We start from the raw sequence: 21,679 nt of genomic DNA on the forward strand, positions 1-21,679 counted from the left end.
GAACCTATGTTGGAAACCACGACTCGCGAACCCACCACGGTGGGGGAAGTGCTGCAGGAAGAGTATTTAACGCCGTTGGGCATCGGCCAGGAAGAACTGGCGAAGGTACTGGGCGTCACCCGTGCCACTGTTAACCGCCTGTGCAACGGGCATCGACGCATGAGCGTTGCCGAGGCCAACCTGTTTGCCGACCTGTTCGAAACGACCGCCGACTTTTGGCTAAACCTGCAGGCGGCACACGATCGCTGGGAAGCCAGACAGGCCGATGCGCAACGTGTGCGGCTGCGGCCAATCAAAGAAATACTGGGACGCAATATCACTCATGCATGACATCGAACTCGCCTACCTGCAAGGCTACCCAACGCATCTGCAAAGCCAGGTGCAGCAACTGATCCATCAGAATCGGCTGGGAGACGTGCTGCTGCAGCGCTATCCGCAGGTGCATGAGTGCACCACCGACAAGTCGCTGTATCAGTTTACCGTCGATCTGAAAAACCAGTATCTGCGCAACGCCCAGCCGCTGAGCAAGGTGGCCTATGACAGCAAGATCCACGTCATGAAGCACGCGCTGGGCCTGCACACCGCCATCTCGCGCGTGCAGGGCGGCAAGCTGAAGGCCAAGGCGGAAATCCGCGTGGCGACGGTGTTCAAGGTCGCGCCTGAGCCGTTCCTGCGCATGATCGTGGTGCATGAGCTGGCGCATCTGAAAGAGAAAGATCACAACAAGGCGTTCTACAGCCTGTGCTGCCACATGGAGCCGGATTACCACCAGCTGGAGTTCGATACCCGGCTGTATCTGACGCACCTTTCGCTGTTCGGCGAGCTGTATGCATAGCGAGTGAGGGCGTGATAATCTGCGGTTTTAGGCTGGACCGGAGCTCGCTATGATTCGCTTTGCCGTCGTCGGCACCAACTGGATTACGGAACGTTTTATTGATGCCGCCCATGAAAGCGGCAAACTCAAGCTGAGCGCCGTGTATTCACGCTCGCTGGAACAGGCGCAGGCGTTTGGCGCCAACTATCAGGTCACGCAGTTTTTCGACTCGCTCGAGGCGATGGCCCAGTCCGATGCCATAGACGCGGTGTATATCGCCAGCCCCAATTCCCTGCACTGCCCGCAATCGCTGCTGTTCCTGCGCCATAAGAAGCACGTGATCTGCGAAAAACCGCTGGCCTCCAACCAGCGCGAAGCGGAACAGCTGGTAGCCTGCGCGCGGGAAAACCAGGTGGTGCTGTTCGAGGCGTTCAAAAGCGCCTATCTGCCGAATTTTCTGGCGCTGCAACAGGCATTGCCGAACGTCGGCCGGTTACGCAAAGCCTTTATCAACTACTGCCAATACTCTTCGCGCTATCCGCGCTACCTCGCCGGCGAGAACCCCAACACCTTTAACCCGCAGTTCTCCAACGGCTCGATCATGGATATCGGCTACTACTGCCTGGCCAGCGCGGTAGCGCTGTTCGGCGCGCCGCAGTCGGTGCTCGCCAGCGCCACACTGCTCGATACCGGCGTTGACGCCCACGGCACCGTCTGCCTGAACTACGGTGATTTCGACGTCACGCTTTCCCATTCCAAGGTCAGCGACTCGGCGATCCCCAGCGAGATCCAGGGAGAGGAAGGCACGCTGATTATCGACAAGATTTCCGAGTGTCAGGGCGTGGCGCTGACGCCGCGCGGCGGCAACCGCCAGGATCTGAGCCAGCCGCAGCACATCAACACCATGCTGTATGAAGCGCTGGCCTTCGCTGAGCTGGTGGAAAATCACCGGGTGGAACATCCAGGGCTGGAGAATTCGCTGATCGTCGCCCGCCTGCTGACCGATATCCGCCGCCAGACCGGCGTCGTCTTCCCCGCCGACGGAGAATGAGATGAAACCGTTGCTCGTGATGCAAACCGGCGACGCGCCGCAGGCCATTCGTCAGGAATTGGCCAACTTTGATGGCATGTTCCTGCAACAAGGCAATATCGACGCCGAACGCGCGCACATCGTGCACCTGCCCGCCGGCGAACGGCCGTTGCCGCCTGCCGCCTATTGCGGCGTAGTCATCACCGGCTCGCCGGCGATGGTGACCGAACGGCTGCCGTGGAGCGAGGAAGCCGCCGAATGGCTGCGCCAGGCGATGGCGATCAAACTGCCGCTGTTCGGCGTCTGCTACGGCCACCAGCTGTTGGCCTACGCGCTCGGCGGCGAAGTGGGCTACCACCCGCAGGGCATGGAGGTGGGTACGCTGGAGATCGAACTGCTGCCCGCCGCGGCCGACGATCGGCGGCTCACCCTGCTGCCGCCGCGCTTCAAGGCCAACCTGATCCACTCGCAGAGCGTGCTGACGCCGCCCGCCGGCGCGCAGACGCTGGCGCGTTCGCAGCAGGACGCGCACCAAATCCTGCGCTATGGCGATCACGCCCTGACCACCCAGTTCCACCCGGAATTCAACGGCGCGGTGATGAGCCAGTATCTGCAGTGGCTCGGCGAGCTGCATCCCGAGCAGCAGGCCCGCTACCAACAGCAACAACAACAGGTTAGCGACACGCCATTCAGCCGCCTGCTGCTGCAGGGATTCGTCGTCAGCCTCGGCGCGCAAAAAGCGATGGCCGGTTAACGCGATTCACGTTGACCGCCGACACATTTTGCATTACTTTCTGCTCTGCAAAGGGGAGTAACTTCATTGCCGGTCAATCGTCATTACGATGCGCAAGCATCCGGTTACCGGGCAACCTGATGTCAAAGGTGTAACCACCTTCATCAACGTTGTAAGTGAGACCTTGCCGGAAGGCGAGGTTTGCTTGCAGCGTTCACAGAGCGGCTGGCGTCTTCCGACGTTGGCCGTTTTTGTTTTTGAAGGATACCTCTGATGATGAATTCCGTTGGCACACCGTGGTTATGGGGCAGCTTTGCCGCCGTTATAGTCGTGATGCTCGCAATCGATCTCCTGTTGCAGGGCCGTAAAGGCGCGCACACCATGACTATGAAGCAGGCCGCCAGCTGGTCGCTGGTGTGGGTCAGCCTCTCCCTGCTGTTCAACTTCGGTTTCTGGTATTACCTGAATGAAACCGCCGGGCGCGCCGTCGCCGATACCCAGGCGCTGGCCTTCCTGACCGGCTACCTGATCGAAAAAGCGCTGGCGGTGGATAATGTGTTCGTCTGGCTGATGCTGTTCAGCTACTTCGCCGTGCCGGCCAACCTGCAACGGCGGGTGCTGATCTACGGCGTGCTGGGGGCGATCGTGCTGCGTACCATCATGATCTTCGCCGGCAGCTGGCTGGTCAGCCAGTTCCAGTGGCTGCTGTATCTGTTCGGCGCTTTCCTGCTGTTCACCGGTATAAAAATGGCGCTGGCGAAGGAAGATGACTCGGCGATCGGCGACAAACCGCTGGTGAAATGGCTGCGCAGTCGCTTGCGCATGACCGACAGCCTGGAAGGCGAGCGTTTCTTCGTGCGCCGCAACGGCATTCTGTTCGCCACCCCGCTGGTGCTGGTGCTGATCCTGGTGGAACTGAGCGACGTGATTTTCGCGGTGGACAGCATTCCGGCGATCTTCGCCGTGACCACCGATCCGTTCATCGTCCTGACCTCCAACCTGTTCGCCATCATGGGCCTGCGCGCCATGTACTTCCTGCTGGCCAACGTGGCGGAACGGTTCTCGATGCTGAAATACGGCCTGTCGGTGATCCTGGTATTTATCGGCATCAAGATGCTGATTATCGACTTCTTCCACATCCCGATCGGCGTGTCGCTCGGCGTGGTGGCGGGCATCCTGACGTTCACCTTGCTGATCAACGCCTGGGTCAATCACCGCAACGATCGCCTGGCGAAGAAATAACCATAATCTGTTATCCGGGGCGCTAGTCGCCCCGTGATTGTTTGGCAATTCCCGCAAAACGCCAAACGTTATTGCGATCACACAAATGTAACCAGTATGTTATCAAGTGTTGATCCGCGCTCAGAATTTCACCCTCGCCTCTTTCCAACATCATTCGATTGCTGAATACTGATTCGGCAAACACACTTAGTTACAGAATCATATAAAGCTGCCTGGCGTCGTTCCCGCCGCGGCGGCCAGATAACATCAGGAAGAAAGCACTATGCAAAAACTACTACAAAAGATCACGCAGGGCAGCCTGGTCAAACAAATCATGGTCGGCCTGGTGGCCGGCATTCTGGTGGCGCTGGTTTCACCGGCGGCGGCAGCGGCGGTTGGCCTGCTCGGCACCCTGTTCGTCGGCGCGCTGAAAGCGGTGGCGCCGGTGCTGGTGCTGATTCTGGTCATGGCCTCGATCGCCAACCATAAACAGGGGCAGAAGACCAACATTCGCCCGATCCTGTTCCTCTATCTGCTGGGCACCTTTGCCGCCGCGCTGGTGGCGGTGGTCGTCAGCTTTATCTTCCCTTCCACGCTGGCGCTGACCACCGGCGCGACGGACATTACCCCGCCGGGCGGCATCGTGGACGTGATGAAGGGCCTGTTGATGAGCGTGGTGGCCAACCCGTTCCATGCGCTGATTAACGCCAACTACATCGGCATTCTGGCGTGGGCCGTCGGGTTGGGGCTGGCGCTGCGCCACGCTTCCGAAACCACCAAGGGGCTGATCAACGACATGTCCCATGCGGTCACGCTGGTGGTGCGCGCGGTGATCCGCTGTGCGCCGCTCGGCATCTTCGGCCTGGTGGCCTCCACGCTGGCGGAAACCGGCTTCGGCGCGCTGTGGGGCTATGCGCAACTGCTGATGGTGTTAATCGGCTGCATGCTGCTGGTAGCGCTGGTGCTCAACCCGCTGATCGTTTACTGGAAGATCCGCCGCAACCCGTATCCGCTGGTGTTCGCCTGCCTGCGCGAGAGCGGCGTGACCGCCTTCTTCACCCGCAGCTCCGCCGCCAACATCCCGGTGAATATGGAACTGTGCAAGAAGCTGAACCTGAATGAGGACACCTACTCGGTTTCCATCCCGCTGGGCGCCACCATCAACATGGCCGGCGCGGCGATCACCATCACCGTGCTGACGCTGGCGGCGGTAAACACGCTGGGCATCGCAGTGGACGTCCCGACCGCCCTGCTGCTGAGCGTGGTGGCGGCGCTGTGCGCCTGCGGCGCCTCCGGCGTGGCCGGCGGTTCGCTGCTGCTGATCCCGCTGGCGTGCAACATGTTCGGCATTCCGAATGACGTGGCGATGCAGGTGGTGGCGGTCGGCTTTATCATCGGCGTCCTGCAGGATTCGGCGGAAACCGCCCTCAACTCCTCCACCGACGTGCTGTTCACCGCCGCGGCCTGCCAGGCGGAAGACCAGCGGCTGGCGAACGAAGATCCGCTGAAGGTGCGTTAATCGCGCGTTGCTTCATCAAAAAGGCGCTCCTTCGAGCGCCTTTTTTGTCAGCCTTACAGCGTCACCCCGCTTTTAAAGATCGCCAGCTCGCGGAAGTCGTTGGTTTCATTACGCGCCGGACGCCCGTTAGCGATCTCGACAATCAGATCGATGAAGCGGCTGAGCAACGTCTCCATCGCCACGCCGTGGATCAGGCTGCTGGCGTCAAAATCGATCCAGTGCGGTTTCTTCGCCGCCAGCTCGCTGTTGGTGGCCAGCTTCACCGTCGGCACAAAGCCGCCGTACGGCGTGCCGCGCCCGGTGCTGAACAGCACCATATGGCAGCCGGCGCCGGCCAGCGCGCTGGTCGCTACGGCGTCGTTGCCCGGCGCGCTGAGCAGATTCAGCCCCGGCACGCGCAGCCGCTCGCCGTATTTCAGCACGTCAACCACCTGGCTTAACCCCGCCTTTTGGGTGCAGCCGAGCGATTTCTCCTCCAGCGTGGTGATGCCGCCGGCCTTGTTGCCCGGCGACGGGTTCTCATAAATCGGCTGCTGATGGGCGATGAAATAGCGTTTGAAATCGTTGATCATGTCGACGGTTTTGTCGAAGGTCTCCCCATCGCGGCAGCGGCTCATCAGAATGCGCTCGGCGCCGAACATCTCCGGCACTTCGGTCAGCACCGTGGTGCCGCCGTTGGCGATCACATAATCGGAGAACCGCCCCAGCAGCGGGTTGGCGGTGATACCCGACAATCCGTCCGAACCGCCGCACTCCAGGCCGAACTTCAGCTCGCTCAGGCGGCCCGGCTCGCGGCGATCGTGGCGCATCTCCCGGTACAGCTCGTGCAACAGCGCCAGCCCGGCTTCCACTTCGTCGTCCTGCTGTTGGCACACCATAAAGCGCAGCCGCCGCTCGTCCTCTATCCCCAACGTGGCGCGAAAGGCATCCACCTGATTGTTCTCGCAACCCAGCCCGATCACCAGCACCGCGCCGGCGTTGGGATGGCGCGCCAGGTTCTGCAGCATGATGCGGGTGTTGGCATGATCCTGCCCCAGCTGCGAGCAGCCGAACGGGTGACTGAACAGATGCACGCCGTCGATCCCCTCTGCCTGCGTTTGCTGCAAAAAGCGTTGCTGGATCTGGCGAGCGATACCGTTGACGCAGCCGACGGTCGGCACGATCCACAGCTCATTGCGGATCCCCACTTCGCCGCCGGCCCGTCGGTACAACTGCACCTCGCGATCCGCGGCCTGCGGCGGCAACGTCGGGAACTGCGGTTGGTAACGGTAGCTGTCCAGATCGCTCAGGTTGGTTTTGGCGTTTTGCGAATGAATATGCTCCCCCGGCCCGATGGCCGCGAGCGCATGGCCGATCGGCTGGCCATATTTGATGATGTCCTCGTCCTTGGCGATCGGGCCGAGCGCAAATTTGTGCCCGCGCGCCACCGGCTGCGCCAGTTGGATGACCGCGCCTTCCAGCTCAACGCACTCTCCGGCAGCCAGATCGCGCAGCGCCACCGCCACGTTATCCTGCTCGTGAATCTTTATCGTACTTTGCATAAACCGGTCCCGGATAACGGCTACGCCAGTTCAATGGCGAAATAGTCTTTGGCGTTGTCGAAGCAGATGTTTTTCACCATTTCGCCCAGCAGCGCGATATCCACCGGCGCTTCGCCGTCCGCCACCCAACGACCGATCATCTGGCAAAGAATGCGGCGGAAGTATTCATGGCGCGTGTACGACAGGAAGCTACGACTGTCGGTCAGCATGCCGACGAAGCGGCTCAGCAGCCCGAGCTGGGCCAGCTGCGTCATTTGGCGCTGCATGCCGTCCTTCTGATCGTTGAACCACCAGCCGGAACCGAACTGCATCTTGCCCGGCGTGCCTTCCCCCTGGAAATTGCCGATCATGGTGCCGATCACTTCGTTATCGCGCGGGTTGAGGCAGTAGAGAATGGTTTTCGGCAGGCCGCCCTGCCGCGCCTGGGCATCCAGCAGCCGCGACAGCGGCTCCGCCAGCGGCCGATCGTTGATCGAATCGAAACCGATATCCGGCCCGACGGCGGCCAGCATGCGGCTGTTGTTATTACGCAACGCGCCGATGTGATACTGCTGCACCCAGCCGCGGCGCCGGTATTCGCCGGCCAGGAACAGCAGCACCGCGCTTTTGAACTGGGCGCTCTGTTCCGGCGTCGGCAGCTCGCCGTTCAGGCGGCGCAGCAGGATCGCATCCAGCGCCGCTTCATCGGCCTCGCCGAACACCACCACGTCCAGCGCATGGTCGGCCACCTTGCAGCCGTGGGCGGCGAAGTGATCCATGCGCTTGTACAGGGCGTCGCACAGCGCGCTGAAGCGGCCGATGACGGTATCCGCCGCCGCCTCCAGCTGTCGCAGATAGTCATTGAAGCCCGGTGCATCGACAGTGAAAGCCTTGTCCGGCCGCCAGCTCGGCAATACCTTGATATCGAAGCCACGATCGTCGGCGATCGCCCGATGATGGCGCAGATCGTCGATCGGATCGTCGGTGGTGCCCACCATTTTCACATTCATCTGCCGCATGATGCCGCGCGCGCGAAACTCATCCTGCGCCAGCAGCGCATTGCCGCACTGCCAGATCTCATCCGCCGTGGCCGGCGACAGCAGCGTATCCGTGATGCCGAACGGCCGACGCAGCTCCAGATGCGTCCAGTGATAGAGCGGGTTGCCGATGGTATGCGGCACCGTGGCGGCCCAGGCGTCGAATTTCTCACGATCGCCCGCATCGCCGGTACACAGCCGCTCCGCCACGCCGTTGGTGCGCATCGCCCGCCATTTATAGTGATCGCCTCGCAGCCAGATATCGTACAGGTTGCTGAAGCGGGTGTTCTCCGCGATCTGCTGTGGCGGCAAATGGCAGTGATAATCGAAAATCGGCTGTGGCGCCGCATAGTCGTGATACAAGCGCCGGGCAAATTCGTTGTCCAGCAGGAAATCTTCGCTCAAAAACGTCGCCATCTCGGGCTCCTTACTTGCCGTGCGGCACGGGGTTCGAATCACAAAAGTTATCACACCAATTTTCACAGGCGTCCAGCAAATTTTTCCCATGAGCTGTTGGTTTAAGGTCCTTTAATCCCTTTTTCGCTCAATTTTACGGCAAGTGTGCGGCGCAAACGCACTATTTCACCGGCGACAGTATCGCTCAGGCGAATAATTCCTTTTGTGATATCACTCAACTTTTAAACCTGTATGACAGGTTATTGTCTCGCCAGCCGCATCGACAGCCACACCTTCAAACGGGGAGACATTTCGGATGCGTAAAATTAAAGGGTTACGCTGGTACATGATTGGACTAGTGACCATCGGCACCGTGCTGGGCTACCTGACCCGCAACGCCATCGCCGTCGCGGCGCCGACGCTGGAAGATACGCTGCACATCACCACCCAACAGTATTCCTATATCGTCGCCGCCTATTCCGCCTGCTACACCGTGATGCAACCGGTGGCGGGCTACGTGCTGGACGTGCTGGGCACCAAGGTCGGCTACGCCATGTTCGCCATTCTGTGGGCGCTGTTCTGTATGGGCACCGCGCTGGCCAACAGCTGGGGCGGCCTGGCGCTGGCGCGCGGCGCGGTCGGCATGGCGGAAGCGGCGATGATCCCCGCCGGGCTGAAGGCCAGCAGCGAGTGGTTTCCGGCCAAAGAGCGTTCGATCGCCGTCGGTTATTTCAACGTGGGTTCATCGATCGGTGGCATGATCGCCCCACCGTTGGTGGTATGGGCCATCGTGGCGCACAGCTGGGAAATGGCGTTCATCATCACCGGCGTGCTGAGCCTGATCTGGGCCATTTGTTGGCTGCTGTTCTACAAACACCCGAAAGATCAGAAGAAATTGAGCCAGGAAGAGCGCCGTTACATCCTCGAAGGCCAGGAAGCCCAGCACCAGACCTCTAACGCCAAAAAGATGTCCGCCTGGCAGATCGTGCGCAACCGCCAGTTCTGGGGCATCGCGCTGCCGCGCTTTCTGGCGGAGCCGGCGTGGGGCACCTTCAACGCCTGGATCCCGCTGTTCATGTTCAAGGCCTACGGTTTTAACCTGAAAGAGATCGCCATGTTCGCCTGGATGCCGATGCTGTTCGCCGATCTCGGCTGCATCGTCGGCGGTTATCTGCCGCCGCTGTTCCAGAAGTATTTCAAGGTCAACCTGATCGTCTCACGCAAGCTGGTGGTGACGATGGGGGCGGTGTTGATGATCGGCCCCGGCATGATCGGCCTGTTCACCAGCCCTTACGCGGCTATCGCGCTGCTGTGCGTCGGCGGCTTCGCCCATCAGGCGCTGTCCGGCGCGCTGATCACCCTCTCTTCCGACGTGTTCGGCCGCAATGAGGTGGCGACTGCCAACGGCCTCACCGGCATGGCGGCCTGGACCGCCAGCACGCTGTTCGCCCTGGTGGTCGGCGCCCTGGCGGACACCCTCGGCTTCAGCCCGCTGTTCGCCGCGCTGTCGGTCTTCGACATTCTCGGCGCCATCGTCATCTGGACGGTGTTGCAAAACCGTCCGGCCGCCGAAACCCAGCCGGCCACGCTGCAACCGGCCCCGGCGCGCAGCTGATCCCGCCGCCCGGCCGCCGCGCCGGGCCTCTTGCTCCTCTGGCAGCGGTGCCGAATAAGTGGTATAACAAATCCGATGGCCACGCGCCCCTTCCCACCGCACCGTATAGAGCATTCACTATGGAATTCACCGAAACCAGACGCCTGTATCAGCAACTGGCCGCCGAGCTTAAGCAACGCATCGAAAGCGGCCGCTACCCGGTAGGCGACAAGCTGCCGGCCGAGCGATACATCGCCGAAGAGATGAATGTCAGCCGTACCGTGGTGCGCGAAGCGATCATCATGCTGGAAGTGGAAGGCTATGTGGACGTGCGCAAGGGATCCGGGATCCATGTGGTGTCCAACCAGCAAAAGCACCTGGTGGTGCCGGGCGACAGCATCGAGTTCGCCACCGCCGGCCCGTTTGAGCTGCTGCAGGCGCGCCAGCTGATTGAAAGCAACATCGCCGAGTTCGCCGCCACCCAGGTGACCAAACAAGATATCGTGCAGTTGATGGAGATCCAGGAGCACGCCCGTAAAGAGGATCGCTTCCGCGACTCGCAGTGGGATCTGAAGTTCCACGTGCAGGTGGCGCTGGCCACCCAGAACACCGCCATGGCCACCATCGTGGAAAAAATGTGGGTGCAGCGGGTCAACAACCCTTACTGGAAAAAGCTGCACGAGCATATCGACGAACGCTCGATCGCCAGCTGGTGTGACGATCACGATCAGATCCTCAAGGCGCTGATGCGCAAAGACCCTTACGCCGCCAAACTGGCGATGTGGCAGCACCTGGAAAACACCAAACAGATGCTGTTCAACGCCACCAGCGATGACTTCGAATACAACGCCGATCGCTACCTGTTTGCCGAGAATCCGGTGGTGCATCTGGATGGCGTGAACCACGAGCAGAAATAGCCACGGCGGTCAAAAACCGTCGGCTTATGTCAGGTAATGTAAAATCCGCTGAATCGATGCCGGAACCGCCGTTTGCCGTGTACTATTTCACCGTCGGCAACGTAGATTTCCCTGTTGCCAATCGTGCTATTTTGGTAGAGTTAGCCCACTTTTTTACCCATTGCTGCGGGGGCGGGACGCGAATAAATGCGCTGGTTGTTTGCCATGCTGATTGCTGTTTTCTGCTGGACCGGTTCGGTCTCCGGCCAACAGCTATGCGTGGCGTCACCCAAGCCAACCCCCAGCGCGCTGAGCAGCCTGCCGCTGCTGGCGGAGCCGGCGCTTTCCCCCTATGATCATGTGTATCGGGCGCCGGCCGAAGCGCGCCGCAAAGCCCCCGGCAAGTTGCCGCTGCTGCTGCCCAGAGCGCACTCTTTCTCCGGTTCGCTGCTCGCATCCTCCCTGCCGGCGCCGGTCTATACCCTGGCCGCAGAGCCGGGTTACCGAATTCGCTTCCCCCGCCAGGACACCCCGGCTCCCAACCGGCTTGCCCAGGTCGACTGGATGCTGGACGCTTCCAGGCAACAGAGTCGCCAGGCCGGTTGGAAAGAAAGCAACATGCAGTACCGTGGCACGCTGACTTACCACCTATGACCGGTGTCGCACCGCTTAGAAACCTTAAAGCAACGCCGTTTCATCGTTATCAGCACTCAGGATCGCCGCGCGCTTTCAGCTCACGCCCGCTCCGCCGCTGAGATAAAAATAAACAATGACGTTTTAGGAACACCGGATGGACATCATTAAAGAACTGATACATGCCTTATGGCAGCAGGATTTTGAGACGCTGGCGAACCCCTCGTTGGTGTGGACCCTCTACATCCTGCTGTTCATGATCCTGTTTTTGGAGAACGGCCTGCTGCCGGCCGCTTTCCTGCCGGGTGACAGCCTGCTGATCCTGGTCGGTGTGCTGATCGCCAAAGGCACCATGGGCTTCCCATTGACCATCGTTATCCTGACCGTCGCCGCCAGCCTGGGGTGCTGGGTCAGTTATATACAAGGCCGGTGGCTCGGCAATACGCGAACGGTGCAAGGCTGGCTTTCGCATCTGCCGGCCCACTACCATCAGCGTGCACATAACCTGTTCCACCGTCACGGCCTTTCCGCCCTGCTGGTCGGCCGCTTCCTGGCCTTCGTGCGCACCCTGCTGCCGACCATCGCCGGCCTGTCCGGCCTGAGCAACGCACGCTTCCAGTTCTTCAACTGGATGAGCGGCCTGCTGTGGGTCTTGATCCTGACGACGCTGGGCTTCGCCCTGGGGAAAACGCCGGTGTTCCGCAAGTATGAAGATCAGCTGATGTTCTGCCTGATGATGCTGCCGCTGGTATTGCTGGTGGTCGGGCTGGTCGGCTCGCTGATCGTGTTGTGGCGCAAGAAGCGCGCCAACAGCCAGAATCCGGGGAAAGGGGCGTGACAGCAAAGCGCCCGCGCTGGCAATACGTCCTGATGATCGCGCTCGCCCTGCTGGCGTTGGCGACGCTGTTGGTGCCCTGCATGGTGCGCACCGAGAGCGAGCTGCGCATCCGCGCCAGCCAGCAAGGGCTGTCGCTGCCCGACGGCTTTTATGTCTACCAGCGCCTGGATGAACGCGGCATCCGCATCAAAAGCATTACGCCGGAAGGCGATGGCCTGGTCATCCGTCTGGATTCGCCGGAGCAGCAGTTGCTGGCGCGCGAAGCTTTGCAAACCATTCTGCCACCCGGTTACCACATCGCATTGAGCGAGTCCCCCGTGCCGTCGCATTGGGTGCGCGAATTTGCGCGCTCCCCGCTCAATCTGGGATAATCCCCCTTCATATGAAGGGGTTTCCTTTCATTGCCATAATCTTCATTTTCATTCGCATCGATTAGCTCAAGAATTAATCAGTCAGCACTGGGTCACGGCTGATTCTTTGGGGGCTCGCCGGTTTCATGACTATGCTGAAGGGTAACTTCAGCCGGCGATGAACGCCCTCCTCTCGCGCTGCCGCCTTCGGCAGCCAGGAAAGCGGATGCCTGTTCAGGCATCCCATGAACAAGGAACTGAAAGATGAAATTACGCCACTCCCTGTTACTGCTGTTGCCACTCTGCACGCTGCCGGCCCTCGCTTCGGCCGCAGAGGGCGGTTGCGCCGCCAAAGCGCAAAACATCCAACAGCAAATCGACTACGCCACCCAACACGGCAACACCCACCGCGTGGACGGGCTGAAAAAAGCGCTGAGCGAAGTGCAGACTCACTGCACCGAAGCCGGCCTGCAGGCCGAACGCCAGAAAAACATCGCAGAGAAACAGCGCAAGGTCGAAGAACGCCGGCAGGAGCTGAAAGAAACGCAGCAAACCGGCAAGCTGGACAAGGTCGCCAAGAAGCAGCAAAAGCTGGCGGAAGCGCAAGCTGAGTTGAAACGCGCCCAGGCGGAATAATTTTTTACACCAGCGGATTTATCGATGAGAGCCCCATCACACGGGATTTCTTAAGCATATGGAATTGATGTCTGGTGTTATCTGCTGGCCATCACCCCTTTGCTCCGGCGAAAAAATCCGCTATGTTAAAAGTCTGTCGAAATAAACGTTAAGGAATAATCACATGGCACATGATTCAAATGCAGAAAACTTACGCGCTGAACTGAAGTCCTTAGCCGATACGCTGGAGGAAGTGCTGAACTCCTCCACCGACAAGCCGAAAGCCGAGCTGGAGAAGCTGCGTTCGAAGGCGGAAGGCGCGCTGAAAGAGACCCGCGCTCGCCTGAGCGACGCCGGTGACAAGCTGGCTTCGCAAACCAAACAGATCGCCGGCCAGGCCGACGACTATGTGCGCGACAACCCGTGGACCGGCATCGGTATCGGCGCGGCGGTCGGCGTGGTGCTGGGCGTGCTGCTCGCGCGTCGCTAATCATGGCTGAACAACCGCAAGTGCGCGCGCAGGGCCCCGCCAAAGGGGTTCTGGATATCGGTCAGCGCATCATCACGATCCTGGTCGGCATGGTGGAAACCCGTGTCCGGCTGGCGGTCGTCGAGCTGGAAGAGGAGAAAGCCAACCTCATTCAGCTGCTGATCATGGCCGGTATGACACTGCTGTTCACCGCCTTCGGTTTGATGAGCCTGCTGATCCTGATCTTCTGGGCCATCGATCCGGTCTATCGGCTGGTGGCGCTGGGCGCGACAACCGGCGTGCTGCTGTTCCTCGCCGTAGTCGGCACCATCTGGACGCTGGTCAAGGCCCGTCGCACCACGCTGCTGGGCGCCACGCGCAAGCAGTTGGAGCTCGACCGCGCCGAACTGGAGCGCGAGCCATGAGCCGCCGCCGCTACCTGGAATGGAAAAAAGAGAGGCTGATTCGCCAGATCCAGCAACAGCGTCTGGATCTGGCCGAACACAAGTCTTTGTGGCTGGAAAAAACCGAACGCATTGACCGCGGCTGGCAGACCGTTTTTGGCCTGCGCCGCTATCTGGTACTCGGTTCCAGCGTCATGGCGCTGTACGGCATCCGCCACCCCAGCAAGATGATCCGCTGGTCGCGTCGCGCTTTCGGTGCCTGGAGCGCTATCCGACTGTTTAAAAAGACCTTCTCCGCCAAGTAAGCCCCGCGTTTTTCCTTCAAACATCCTGTTGCTCTGCCCTCGTTTTCCCCTTAAAACAGCGCTGTTTATCCCGAGGGCTGGGCAACCTGCTGACAAGCGTCAGTTTATTAGCACGCTAAAGATTCAGATTTTTTGAAAAATTACGACAGTTTTACTTGCTAACAACCTGAGCACTTCCCGCTTAACATTCACTCCATCAATACGATACGAGCCGGACAGGGCGAATGTCCTGATATACCGCTCGTTGACATGGCTTCCGCCGAACAGGCATACAAAAACACTTTGGAGTAGATGATGAAAAAATTAGAAGATACAGGTTTGTTGGTTGCTCGTATTCTGATGCCAATCCTGTTTATCGTGGCAGGCTACGGCAAAATGGGTGACGCTTATGCCGGAACCCAACAGTACATGCAATCGATGGGCGTGCCTGGCTTCTTGCTGCCGCTGACCATTCTGCTGGAGTTTGGCGGCGGTCTGGCGATCCTGTTCGGCTTCCTGACCCGCACCGTGGCGCTGTTCACTGCCGGTTTCACCATCCTGACCGCGCTGCTGTTCCACACTGACTTTGCGGAAGGCGTAAACCAGCTGATGTTCATGAAAAACCTGACCATCGCCGGCGGCTTCATCGTGTTGGCGATCGCAGGCCCGGGCGGCTTCAGCATCGACCGTCTTCTGAACAAGAAATGGTAATCTAAACTGTCATTCAGGGCCCGGCATGCCGGGCCCTGTCGTTTTTCACTCGGACACCAAGGAGATTCCCATGGGACAACTCGTCGATGGCGTTTGGCAAGACATCTGGTATGACACGAAATCTACCGGCGGCCGTTTCAAACGTTCAACCGCTCAGTTTCGCAATTGGGTGACCGCCGACGGTCAGCCCGGCGAACACGGCGCGGGCGGCTTCCAGGCCGAAGCGGGCCGTTATCACCTGTATGTTTCTCTCGCCTGCCCCTGGGCGCACCGCACGCTGCTGATGCGCAAATTGAAAGGGCTGGAGCAGATTATTCCGGTCTCGGTGGTGCACCCGCTGATGCTGGAAAACGGCTGGACCTTCGGCCAGGATTTTCCTGAAACCACCGGCGATCCGCTGTATCACGCCGACTTCCTGTACCAGATCTACCTGCGGGCCGATCCGCACTACAGCGGGCGCGTGACCGTGCCGGTGCTGTGGGATAAACAGCGGCAAACCATCGTCAGCAACGAATCCGCCGACGTCATCCGCATGTTCAACAGCGCGTTTGACGGCGTCGGCGCTCGGGCTGGGGACTACTACCCGACCGATCTGCGCGGTAAGATCGATGAGCTGAACGGCTGGATTTACGATCAAGTGAACAACGGCGTGTACAAGGCCGGTTTCGCCACCAGCCAGGAAGCCTATGACGAAGCGGTCAACGGGGTATTCAACGCGCTGGAGCGCCTTGAGCAGATCCTGGGGCAACATCGCTACCTGACCGGCGATCGGCTGACCGAGGCCGACCTGCGTCTGTGGACCACGCTGGTGCGTTTCGATCCGGTGTACGTCACCCACTTCAAGTGCGACAAACACCGCATCAGCGACTATCTGAACCTGTACGGTTTCCTGCGCGACATCTACCAGATGCCGGGCATCGCCGAAACGGTCAGCCTGCCGCACATTCGCAACCACTACTACCGCAGCCACGCCACCATCAACCCGCACGGCATCATTTCCATCGGGCCGGCGCAGGATCTGGACGAGCCGCACGGCCGCGACCAGCGCTTCGGTTAAGACGAAAAAAATCCCCTTGCCACCCGGCAAGGGGATGTCATTCAACGAACGTTAACGCTGTGCGAACAGGCGAGGAATTTCGCGTAGGAACCAGGCTTTCGCCTCCCCCATGCTGTCGCGCCGCCAGGCCATGATGATATCGGCTTCGCGGCTGTATTCCGGCCCCACCACCCGCAGCCGCCCGGCTTCGATATCTTTCTCCACCATCGGGTACGGCATGGTCGCCACCCCCAACCCGGCCAGCAGCGCCAGACGCTTGTCTTCAATGGTGCTCACCGTCAGACGCTGTTGTTTATCCAGCAGCTGAACGGTCAACACCGGGCGCTCGCGGGCGGTATCCGCCACGGCGATGCCGCGGTACTTCACGCGGGTCACCTCGGACAACGGCTCCGGCTCCTGATGGATCGGGTGATCCGGCGCGGCGACATAAACGCTCATCACCTTGTACAGTTTGCGGGTGTTGATCTCCGAGGATGCGCGGAAATGCATATCCGGTGCGATCACGATGTCAGCGCGCCCCTGCTCCAACCGCTCCCAGGCGCCCGCCAACACTTCGGTGAAAATCGACACCTGGGTATTGGCCTTCAGCGCCAGCTTGTCGACCAGCGGGAACAGCAGGCTCGGCGGTGATAACGCTTCGCTGACGATGGTCAGGTGGGTTTCCCAACCGCGCGCCAGCGCTTCGGCGTCGGTGGTCAGCTTGTCTGCCGCTTCCAGCAGCACCCGCCCGCGCTCCAGCAACATGCGCCCGACGTTGGTGAACTTGGTGCGGTGGCCCGAACGGTCGAACAGCACCACGTCCAATTCTTCTTCCAATTTTTGCATGGTGTAGCTGAGCGCCGACGGCACCCGGCCCAATTCGTCGGCGGCCGCGGCGAAACTGCCACGCCGGTCGATCGCATCCATCACTCTCAGCGCCTCAAGCGTGAGCGCCCGATCTCTGGCCATCACATCCCTCTGTCAGGAAATTTGAATATGCCGACCAGATTAACTGGCTAACAATCCGACGTCCAGATGCTTACCATTTGGATAATGAATTTAGAGAGCCGATTGCCATGATTACATGCAGAACAGCACAACAATGCGGGCAAGCTGACTTTGGTTGGCTGCAGGCTCGCTACACCTTTTCCTTTGGTCACTACTTCGATCCCAAACTGATGGGCTACGCGTCACTGCGGGTGCTGAATCAGGAGGTGCTGGCACCGGGCGCGTCGTTCCAGCCGCGCACCTATCCCAGCGTGGATATCCTGAACCTGATCCTGCAGGGCGAGGCGGAATACCGCGACAGCGACGGCAACACCGCGCGCACCAAAGCCGGCGAAGCGCTGCTGTTGGCCACCCAGCCGGGCCTGAGTTACAGCGAACAGAACGTCAGCAGCGATACGCCGCTGACCCGCCTGCAGCTGTGGCTGGACGCCTGCCCGGAACGCAACAACGAGCGGGTGCAGCGCCTGGCGCTGCCGGCGGCAGGCAACCTGCTGCTGGCCTCGCCGGACGGCGCGCAGGGCAGCCTGCAGCTGCGCCAGCAGGTTTGGATCCACCATCTCGATCTGCAGCCGGGCGAAGAACAAACGCTGACGATTAACGGGCCGCGCGCCTATTTGCAGTCGATTCACGGCACCATCGCCGCCACCGGCGAGCGCCACGAGGAACAGCGTCTGACCTGCGGCGACGGCGCCTTCGTGCGTGAGGAGAATCGCCTGACGATCCGCGCCGAGACGCCGCTGCGCGCGCTGCTGATTGACCTGCCGGTGTAAGCCGGCCGAAAAACGAAAAACCCCGCGCAACTGGCGTTGCGCGGGGTTTTCTTTTGTCGAGGGAGTTGACCGGTAAGCCGGGTTCTGTCGTGGACAGTCATTCCTCTAGGCCAGCAATCGCTCACTGGCTCAAGCAGCCTACCCGGGTTCAGTACGGGCCGTACCATGTGAACCCCTATTTGGCCTTGCTCCGGGTGGAGTTTACCGTGCCACGAACTGTTGCCAGCCGCGCGGTGCGCTCTTACCGCACCCTTTCACCCTTACCTGATCCCGCTTGCGCGGGCCATCGGCGGTTTGCTCTCTGTTGCACTAGTCGTAGGCTTGCGCCTCCCAGGCGTTACCTGGCACCCTGCCCTATGGAGCCCGGACTTTCCTCCCCTCCATCTGTCTCCCCGAAGAGGACGGCAATGAAGCGGCGACTGTCTGGTCAACTCCGGCGCGGATAGTAGCGTCGCGACGGCGGCAGGTCAACCGCTTTACGGCTGTTGTTGCTCCAGCGCGTGCTTATACAGCGCATTTTTCTTCACGCCGTGGATTTCCGCCGCCAGCGCCGCCGCCTTTTTCAGCGGCAGCTCTTTTTGCAGCAGCGCCAGCGTGCGCAGCGCCTCGAGCGGCAGCGCATCCTCCTGCGCCTTGTGGCCTTCGACGATCAGCACCATCTCACCGCGGCGGCGCACTTCATCTTCCTGCACCCACGCCAGCAGCTCGCCCACCGGCGCGCCGTGGATGGATTCCCAGGTTTTGGTCAGCTCGCGCGCCAGCACCACATAGCGCTGCGGGCCCCAGACGGTGACCATGTCCTGCAGACTTTCCAGCAGGCGATGGGTGGATTCGTAGAAAATCAGCGTGCGCGGTTCCTCCGCCAGCGCCATCAACGTATCCTTGCGTCCCTTGGTTTTCGCCGGCAGGAAGCCTTCGTAGCAGAAACGGTCGGAAGCGACGCCCGCGGCGCACAGCGCGGTGGTGGCGGCGCAGGCGCCCGGCAGCGGCACCACGCGAATGCCGGCCTCACGGCAGCGGCGCACCAGGTGATAACCGGGATCGTTGATCAGCGGCGTGCCGGCGTCGGACACCAGCGCGATGCTCTGGCCTTCCTGCAGTTTCGCCAGCAGCTGATCGGCCTTTTGCTGTTCGTTGTGATCGTGCAGCGCGAACAGACGCGCGTTAATCGCGAAGTGTTGCAGCAGCAATCCGGTATGGCGCGTGTCTTCCGCCGCGATCAGATCAACGCTTTTCAGTACCTCTAACGCACGGTGGGTGATATCGCCCAGATTGCCGATGGGGGTGGGCACCACATACAGCGTTGATGCAGAAATGACTGATTGTTGGTGTTGATTCATTGTTTCATCCGGGTTGCCGATTTAATATTGAGCATCTTGAAAAAAACATCACTGGATACAGTATGCTTTCCTCAACATTCGTTCGTACCAAAGCAGGGCGTTCCAAGCCTGTCCGACTGACCGCAGTCATCGCCGCCGCCCTTTTCCTGGCAGGCTGTCCAAGTCGGGCCCCGCAAACGCCGCCCGCCAATATACAGGACGAAGCGAGCGCCAGCTCCGATTACTACCTGCAGCAGTTGCAGCAAAGCAGCGATGATAACAAGGCTGACTGGCAATTACTTGCTATTCGCGCCTTGCTGCGTGAAGGAAAACTGCCGCAGGCCGGCGACCAGTTGAATCAACTGCCGAAAAATCTCAGCGGCGCGCAGCAGACCGAACGCCAATTGCTGACCGCCGAACTGCAGATCGCCAACAAGAGCTACGTCAGCGCCCGCAGCACGCTGGGCCACCTGGACAGCGGCGCGCTGTCGCCGAATCAGAAGGTGCGCTACTACCAGGCGCAGATCGCCGCCAATCAGGGCAAAGCATCGCTGCCGCTGATCCGCGCCTATATCGCTCAGGAGCCGCTGCTGACCGGCAAGGCGCACCAGGACAACCTGGATCAAACCTGGCAGGCGCTGCTGCAGCTGACGCCGCAGGAGATGAACAGCCTGGTGATCAACGCCGACGAGAACGTGCTGCAAGGCTGGCTGGATCTGCTGCGCGTTTATCAGGACAACAAGCAGGATCCCGATCTGCTGAAGGCCGGCATCAAAGACTGGCAGAACCGTTATCCGAAGAACCCGGCGGCCAAAACGCTGCCGGCTCGCCTGAATCAGGTGCTGAACTTCACCCAGGCCTCCACCTCGAAAATCGCCCTGCTGCTGCCGTTGAATGGCCAGGCGAAAGTGTTCGCCGACGCCATCCAGCAAGGCTTCGAAGCGGCGAAAAACGGCGGTTCCATGCCGGCGCCGCAGCCTCAAGCCGCTCAACCGGCCAGCACGCCGGCTCAAACGGCGCCTGCCGATCAGGCCGCTACGGGTGACATCAACGCCAACGGCGCGGTCAGCCCTTCGGCCCAAGAGAGCCAGCCTGCCGTCACCGCCGCGCAACCCGCTGCGCCGTCCAGCGCGCCGATAACGCCGCTGCAGGCCGCCAACGCGCAGGTCAAAGTGTACGACACCACCAGCCAGCCGCTGGCCGCCTTACTGAGCCAGGCGCAGCAGGATGGCGCCACCCTGGTGGTCGGCCCACTGCTGAAAGAGAACGTCGATCAGTTGTCCGCCAGCACCACCACGCTGAACGTGCTGGCGCTTAACCAGCCGGAAACGCCGAAGGACAACCTGAACATCTGTTACTTCGCCTTGTCGCCGGAAGATGAAGCCCGCGACGCCGCCCGCCACATCTGGGAACAGCAGAAGCGTCAACCGCTGCTGCTGGTGCCGCGCGGCGCCTTCGGCGATCGCGTCGCCAGGGCCTTTAACCAGGAATGGCAGAAGCAAGGCGGGCAAACCGTGCTGCGCCAGGATATCGGCTCCGCCGGCGAGCTGCGCCAAATGGTGAACAGCGGCGGCATCCGCATGACCGGTACGCCGATGTCGAGCGCCCCGGCGCCGCAGAGCGTCACCATCGCCGGGCTGACCATTCCTGCGCCGCCGAGCGACGTGCCCGCCGCCACCGGCGGCAGCGTCGACGCGGTGTACATCGTCGCCACGCAGTCTCAGCTGACGCTGATCAAACCGATGATCGACATGGCCACCAGCTCGCGCGGCAAGCCGGCGATGTACGCCAGCTCGCGCAGCTACCAGGCCGGCGCCGGCCCGGACTTCCGTCTGGAAATGGAAGGCCTGCAGTTCAGCGATATTCCGCTGCTGGCCGGCTCAAACCCTCAGCTGCTGCAGCAGGCCAGCGCGCGTTTCCGCAACGACTACTCGCTGGTGCGCCTGTATGCGATGGGGATGGATGCCTGGACATTGGCCAACCACTTTGCTGAAATGCGCCAGCTGCCGGGCTTCCAGGTTTCCGGCACCACCGGTACGTTGAGCGCGTCGCCGAACTGCGTGATCAACCGTAAGCTGCCTTGGCTGCAATACCGTCAGGGCACGGTCGTTCCAGTCTCTTGAACCCACGCGCCTCAGGGGCGGGCTATGAGTTACTGGCCCGCCGTCACCTGGAACATGCCGGGCTCACCTTCTGCGCCGCCAATGTCGCGGTGCGCGGCGGTGAGCTCGACCTCATCATGCGCGACGGCACCACCTGGGTGTTCGTCGAAGTGCGCTATCGCCGCAACGACGCCTTCGGCGGCGCGGCCGCCAGCGTCACCTTTCGCAAACAACAGCGGTTGCTGCACGCCGCCGCCGTCTGGCTGGCGGGGCGCGGAGCCAGTTTTGACACATCATCTTGCCGTTTTGATGTTTTGGCCATTACCGGTAGCCAGTTAGAATGGATACCCAACGCCTTCAATACGGATTAATCGGGGTTT

24 protein-coding genes and 1 other RNA gene are annotated in these 21,679 nt (G+C 60.9%); 20 read left to right on the top strand and 5 right to left on the bottom strand.

Going from position 1 to position 21,679, the window contains the following annotated elements; all coding sequences use genetic code 11:
• The first annotated feature begins 6 nt into the window (after positions 1–6).
• The 6 genes from GT753_RS16715 to sstT all read left to right on the top strand — a co-directional run bounded on the left by GT753_RS16715 (position 7) and on the right by sstT (position 5,317).
• Positions 7–330, top strand: a complete 324-nt coding sequence (locus GT753_RS16715) for a HigA family addiction module antitoxin (RefSeq protein ID WP_015379150.1) — start codon at positions 7–9, stop codon at positions 328–330.
• Positions 323–835, top strand: coding sequence for a M48 family metallopeptidase (locus tag GT753_RS16720; protein WP_015379151.1), 513 nt, complete (start codon positions 323–325; stop codon positions 833–835). Before GT753_RS16715 ends, GT753_RS16720 begins: the two co-directional genes overlap by 8 nt.
• A 49-nt stretch (positions 836–884) precedes the next feature.
• Positions 885–1,865 carry a Gfo/Idh/MocA family protein gene (locus tag GT753_RS16725; protein WP_004937152.1) on the top strand — a complete coding sequence of 327 codons (981 nt, stop codon included), beginning with the start codon at positions 885–887 and terminating at the stop codon, positions 1,863–1,865.
• A 1-nt stretch (position 1,866) separates the two neighbouring features.
• A complete protein-coding gene (locus GT753_RS16730; RefSeq protein WP_015379152.1) occupies positions 1,867–2,598 on the top strand; it encodes a glutamine amidotransferase in 732 nt (243 codons plus the stop codon).
• Between the two features lie 252 nt (positions 2,599–2,850).
• Positions 2,851–3,819: a TerC family protein gene (locus tag GT753_RS16735; protein ID WP_015379153.1), complete on the top strand. Its 969-nt coding sequence runs from the start codon at positions 2,851–2,853 to the stop codon at positions 3,817–3,819.
• 262 nt (positions 3,820–4,081) lie between these two features.
• A complete protein-coding gene (gene sstT, locus GT753_RS16740) occupies positions 4,082–5,317 on the top strand; it encodes a serine/threonine transporter SstT (RefSeq protein ID WP_015379154.1) in 1,236 nt (411 codons plus the stop codon).
• A 53-nt stretch (positions 5,318–5,370) separates the two neighbouring features.
• On the opposite strand, the gene GT753_RS16745 is transcribed toward sstT, so the two are convergent.
• Both GT753_RS16745 and uxaC read right to left on the bottom strand, forming a co-directional pair.
• Complete coding sequence (locus tag GT753_RS16745; protein ID WP_015379155.1) at positions 5,371–6,858, bottom strand: UxaA family hydrolase; 1,488 nt, start codon at positions 6,856–6,858, stop codon at positions 5,371–5,373.
• Positions 6,859–6,878: 20 nt separating this feature from the next.
• Positions 6,879–8,291 (bottom strand): glucuronate isomerase, encoded by a 1,413-nt coding sequence (uxaC, locus tag GT753_RS16750; RefSeq protein WP_015379156.1) that lies wholly within the window; start codon positions 8,289–8,291, stop codon positions 6,879–6,881.
• 295 nt (positions 8,292–8,586) lie between these two features.
• On the opposite strand from uxaC, the gene GT753_RS16755 reads away from it, so the two are divergent.
• From GT753_RS16755 to GT753_RS16805, 11 genes are all read left to right on the top strand, one after another.
• A complete protein-coding gene (locus GT753_RS16755; protein ID WP_015379157.1) occupies positions 8,587–9,885 on the top strand; it encodes an MFS transporter in 1,299 nt (432 codons plus the stop codon).
• A 119-nt stretch (positions 9,886–10,004) separates the two neighbouring features.
• Positions 10,005–10,781: a transcriptional regulator ExuR gene (exuR, locus tag GT753_RS16760; protein ID WP_015379158.1), complete on the top strand. Its 777-nt coding sequence runs from the start codon at positions 10,005–10,007 to the stop codon at positions 10,779–10,781.
• Positions 10,782–10,967: 186 nt separating this feature from the next.
• A complete protein-coding gene (locus tag GT753_RS16765) occupies positions 10,968–11,414 on the top strand; it encodes a hypothetical protein (RefSeq protein ID WP_004937135.1) in 447 nt (148 codons plus the stop codon).
• Between the two features lie 136 nt (positions 11,415–11,550).
• Positions 11,551–12,231, top strand: coding sequence for a DedA family protein (locus tag GT753_RS16770; protein WP_004937132.1), 681 nt, complete (start codon positions 11,551–11,553; stop codon positions 12,229–12,231).
• Positions 12,228–12,602 carry an EnvZ/OmpR regulon moderator MzrA gene (gene mzrA, locus GT753_RS16775; RefSeq protein ID WP_004937130.1) on the top strand — a complete coding sequence of 125 codons (375 nt, stop codon included), beginning with the start codon at positions 12,228–12,230 and terminating at the stop codon, positions 12,600–12,602. The genes GT753_RS16770 and mzrA overlap by 4 nt, the downstream gene beginning before the upstream one ends.
• 243 nt (positions 12,603–12,845) lie before the next feature.
• Positions 12,846–13,217, top strand: a complete 372-nt coding sequence (locus GT753_RS16780; RefSeq protein ID WP_015379159.1) for a DUF1090 domain-containing protein — start codon at positions 12,846–12,848, stop codon at positions 13,215–13,217.
• Positions 13,218–13,380: 163 nt separating this feature from the next.
• On the top strand, positions 13,381–13,686 hold the full coding sequence (locus tag GT753_RS16785; RefSeq protein ID WP_004937125.1) for a YqjD family protein: 306 nt from the start codon (positions 13,381–13,383) through the stop codon (positions 13,684–13,686).
• A gap of 2 nt (positions 13,687–13,688) precedes the next feature.
• Positions 13,689–14,090, top strand: coding sequence for a phage holin family protein (locus GT753_RS16790; protein WP_015379160.1), 402 nt, complete (start codon positions 13,689–13,691; stop codon positions 14,088–14,090).
• The gene (locus GT753_RS16795; RefSeq protein WP_004937121.1) at positions 14,087–14,374 is read left to right on the top strand and encodes a YqjK-like family protein; all 288 of its coding nucleotides are present in this window, start codon (positions 14,087–14,089) and stop codon (positions 14,372–14,374) included. Before GT753_RS16790 ends, GT753_RS16795 begins: the two co-directional genes overlap by 4 nt.
• Before the next feature lie 294 nt (positions 14,375–14,668).
• Positions 14,669–15,064 (top strand): DoxX family protein, encoded by a 396-nt coding sequence (locus GT753_RS16800; protein WP_031300242.1) that lies wholly within the window; start codon positions 14,669–14,671, stop codon positions 15,062–15,064.
• 70 nt (positions 15,065–15,134) lie between these two features.
• The gene (locus tag GT753_RS16805; RefSeq protein ID WP_075685003.1) at positions 15,135–16,121 is read left to right on the top strand and encodes a glutathione S-transferase family protein; all 987 of its coding nucleotides are present in this window, start codon (positions 15,135–15,137) and stop codon (positions 16,119–16,121) included.
• A 51-nt stretch (positions 16,122–16,172) separates the two neighbouring features.
• Here GT753_RS16805 and GT753_RS16810 read toward each other — a convergent pair whose 3' ends face one another.
• Positions 16,173–17,069, bottom strand: a complete 897-nt coding sequence (locus tag GT753_RS16810; protein ID WP_004937113.1) for a LysR family transcriptional regulator — start codon at positions 17,067–17,069, stop codon at positions 16,173–16,175.
• Positions 17,070–17,176: 107 nt separating this feature from the next.
• On the opposite strand from GT753_RS16810, the gene GT753_RS16815 reads away from it, so the two are divergent.
• The gene (locus tag GT753_RS16815; protein WP_160125782.1) at positions 17,177–17,878 is read left to right on the top strand and encodes a pirin family protein; all 702 of its coding nucleotides are present in this window, start codon (positions 17,177–17,179) and stop codon (positions 17,876–17,878) included.
• 57 nt (positions 17,879–17,935) lie between these two features.
• On the opposite strand, the gene rnpB is transcribed toward GT753_RS16815, so the two are convergent.
• Together rnpB and rsmI are read right to left on the bottom strand one after the other, a co-directional pair.
• An RNA gene (gene rnpB, locus GT753_RS16820) (RNase P RNA component class A) lies at positions 17,936–18,313 on the bottom strand.
• Positions 18,314–18,354: 41 nt separating this feature from the next.
• A complete protein-coding gene (rsmI, locus tag GT753_RS16825) occupies positions 18,355–19,218 on the bottom strand; it encodes a 16S rRNA (cytidine(1402)-2'-O)-methyltransferase (RefSeq protein WP_004937108.1) in 864 nt (287 codons plus the stop codon).
• 62 nt (positions 19,219–19,280) lie between these two features.
• Here rsmI and GT753_RS16830 point away from each other — a divergent pair, with 62 nt between their 5' ends.
• Positions 19,281–21,320, top strand: coding sequence for a penicillin-binding protein activator (locus GT753_RS16830; RefSeq protein ID WP_015379163.1), 2,040 nt, complete (start codon positions 19,281–19,283; stop codon positions 21,318–21,320).
• The gene (locus GT753_RS16835) at positions 21,317–21,670 is read left to right on the top strand and encodes a YraN family protein (RefSeq protein WP_134942552.1); all 354 of its coding nucleotides are present in this window, start codon (positions 21,317–21,319) and stop codon (positions 21,668–21,670) included. The genes GT753_RS16830 and GT753_RS16835 overlap by 4 nt, the downstream gene beginning before the upstream one ends.
• Positions 21,671–21,679: the final 9 nt, after the last annotated feature.

This window comes from Serratia sp. Z4 (assembly GCF_009900725.1).
Taxonomy (GTDB): domain Bacteria; phylum Pseudomonadota; class Gammaproteobacteria; order Enterobacterales; family Enterobacteriaceae; genus Serratia; species Serratia nematodiphila.

What these genes read in the sequence shown, in the direction of transcription:
- GT753_RS16720 (WP_015379151.1), top strand. Translation starts at nt 323, where the DNA reads ATGCATGACATCGAACTCGCCTACCTGCAAGGCTACCCAACGCATCTG.
- rsmI (WP_004937108.1), bottom strand. Translation starts at nt 19,218, where the DNA reads ATGAATCAACACCAACAATCAGTCATTTCTGCATCAACGCTGTATGTG.
- GT753_RS16830 (WP_015379163.1), top strand. Translation starts at nt 19,281, where the DNA reads ATGCTTTCCTCAACATTCGTTCGTACCAAAGCAGGGCGTTCCAAGCCT.
- sstT (WP_015379154.1), top strand. Translation starts at nt 4,082, where the DNA reads ATGCAAAAACTACTACAAAAGATCACGCAGGGCAGCCTGGTCAAACAA.
- uxaC (WP_015379156.1), bottom strand. Translation starts at nt 8,291, where the DNA reads ATGGCGACGTTTTTGAGCGAAGATTTCCTGCTGGACAACGAATTTGCC.
- GT753_RS16730 (WP_015379152.1), top strand. Translation starts at nt 1,867, where the DNA reads ATGAAACCGTTGCTCGTGATGCAAACCGGCGACGCGCCGCAGGCCATT.
- GT753_RS16745 (WP_015379155.1), bottom strand. Translation starts at nt 6,858, where the DNA reads ATGCAAAGTACGATAAAGATTCACGAGCAGGATAACGTGGCGGTGGCG.
- GT753_RS16770 (WP_004937132.1), top strand. Translation starts at nt 11,551, where the DNA reads ATGGACATCATTAAAGAACTGATACATGCCTTATGGCAGCAGGATTTT.
- GT753_RS16725 (WP_004937152.1), top strand. Translation starts at nt 885, where the DNA reads ATGATTCGCTTTGCCGTCGTCGGCACCAACTGGATTACGGAACGTTTT.
- GT753_RS16790 (WP_015379160.1), top strand. Translation starts at nt 13,689, where the DNA reads ATGGCTGAACAACCGCAAGTGCGCGCGCAGGGCCCCGCCAAAGGGGTT.
- GT753_RS16810 (WP_004937113.1), bottom strand. Translation starts at nt 17,069, where the DNA reads ATGGCCAGAGATCGGGCGCTCACGCTTGAGGCGCTGAGAGTGATGGAT.
- exuR (WP_015379158.1), top strand. Translation starts at nt 10,005, where the DNA reads ATGGAATTCACCGAAACCAGACGCCTGTATCAGCAACTGGCCGCCGAG.
- GT753_RS16800 (WP_031300242.1), top strand. Translation starts at nt 14,669, where the DNA reads ATGAAAAAATTAGAAGATACAGGTTTGTTGGTTGCTCGTATTCTGATG.
- GT753_RS16715 (WP_015379150.1), top strand. Translation starts at nt 7, where the DNA reads ATGTTGGAAACCACGACTCGCGAACCCACCACGGTGGGGGAAGTGCTG.
- GT753_RS16795 (WP_004937121.1), top strand. Translation starts at nt 14,087, where the DNA reads ATGAGCCGCCGCCGCTACCTGGAATGGAAAAAAGAGAGGCTGATTCGC.
- GT753_RS16755 (WP_015379157.1), top strand. Translation starts at nt 8,587, where the DNA reads ATGCGTAAAATTAAAGGGTTACGCTGGTACATGATTGGACTAGTGACC.
- GT753_RS16815 (WP_160125782.1), top strand. Translation starts at nt 17,177, where the DNA reads ATGATTACATGCAGAACAGCACAACAATGCGGGCAAGCTGACTTTGGT.
- GT753_RS16765 (WP_004937135.1), top strand. Translation starts at nt 10,968, where the DNA reads ATGCGCTGGTTGTTTGCCATGCTGATTGCTGTTTTCTGCTGGACCGGT.
- GT753_RS16780 (WP_015379159.1), top strand. Translation starts at nt 12,846, where the DNA reads ATGAAATTACGCCACTCCCTGTTACTGCTGTTGCCACTCTGCACGCTG.
- GT753_RS16805 (WP_075685003.1), top strand. Translation starts at nt 15,135, where the DNA reads ATGGGACAACTCGTCGATGGCGTTTGGCAAGACATCTGGTATGACACG.
- GT753_RS16785 (WP_004937125.1), top strand. Translation starts at nt 13,381, where the DNA reads ATGGCACATGATTCAAATGCAGAAAACTTACGCGCTGAACTGAAGTCC.
- GT753_RS16735 (WP_015379153.1), top strand. Translation starts at nt 2,851, where the DNA reads ATGATGAATTCCGTTGGCACACCGTGGTTATGGGGCAGCTTTGCCGCC.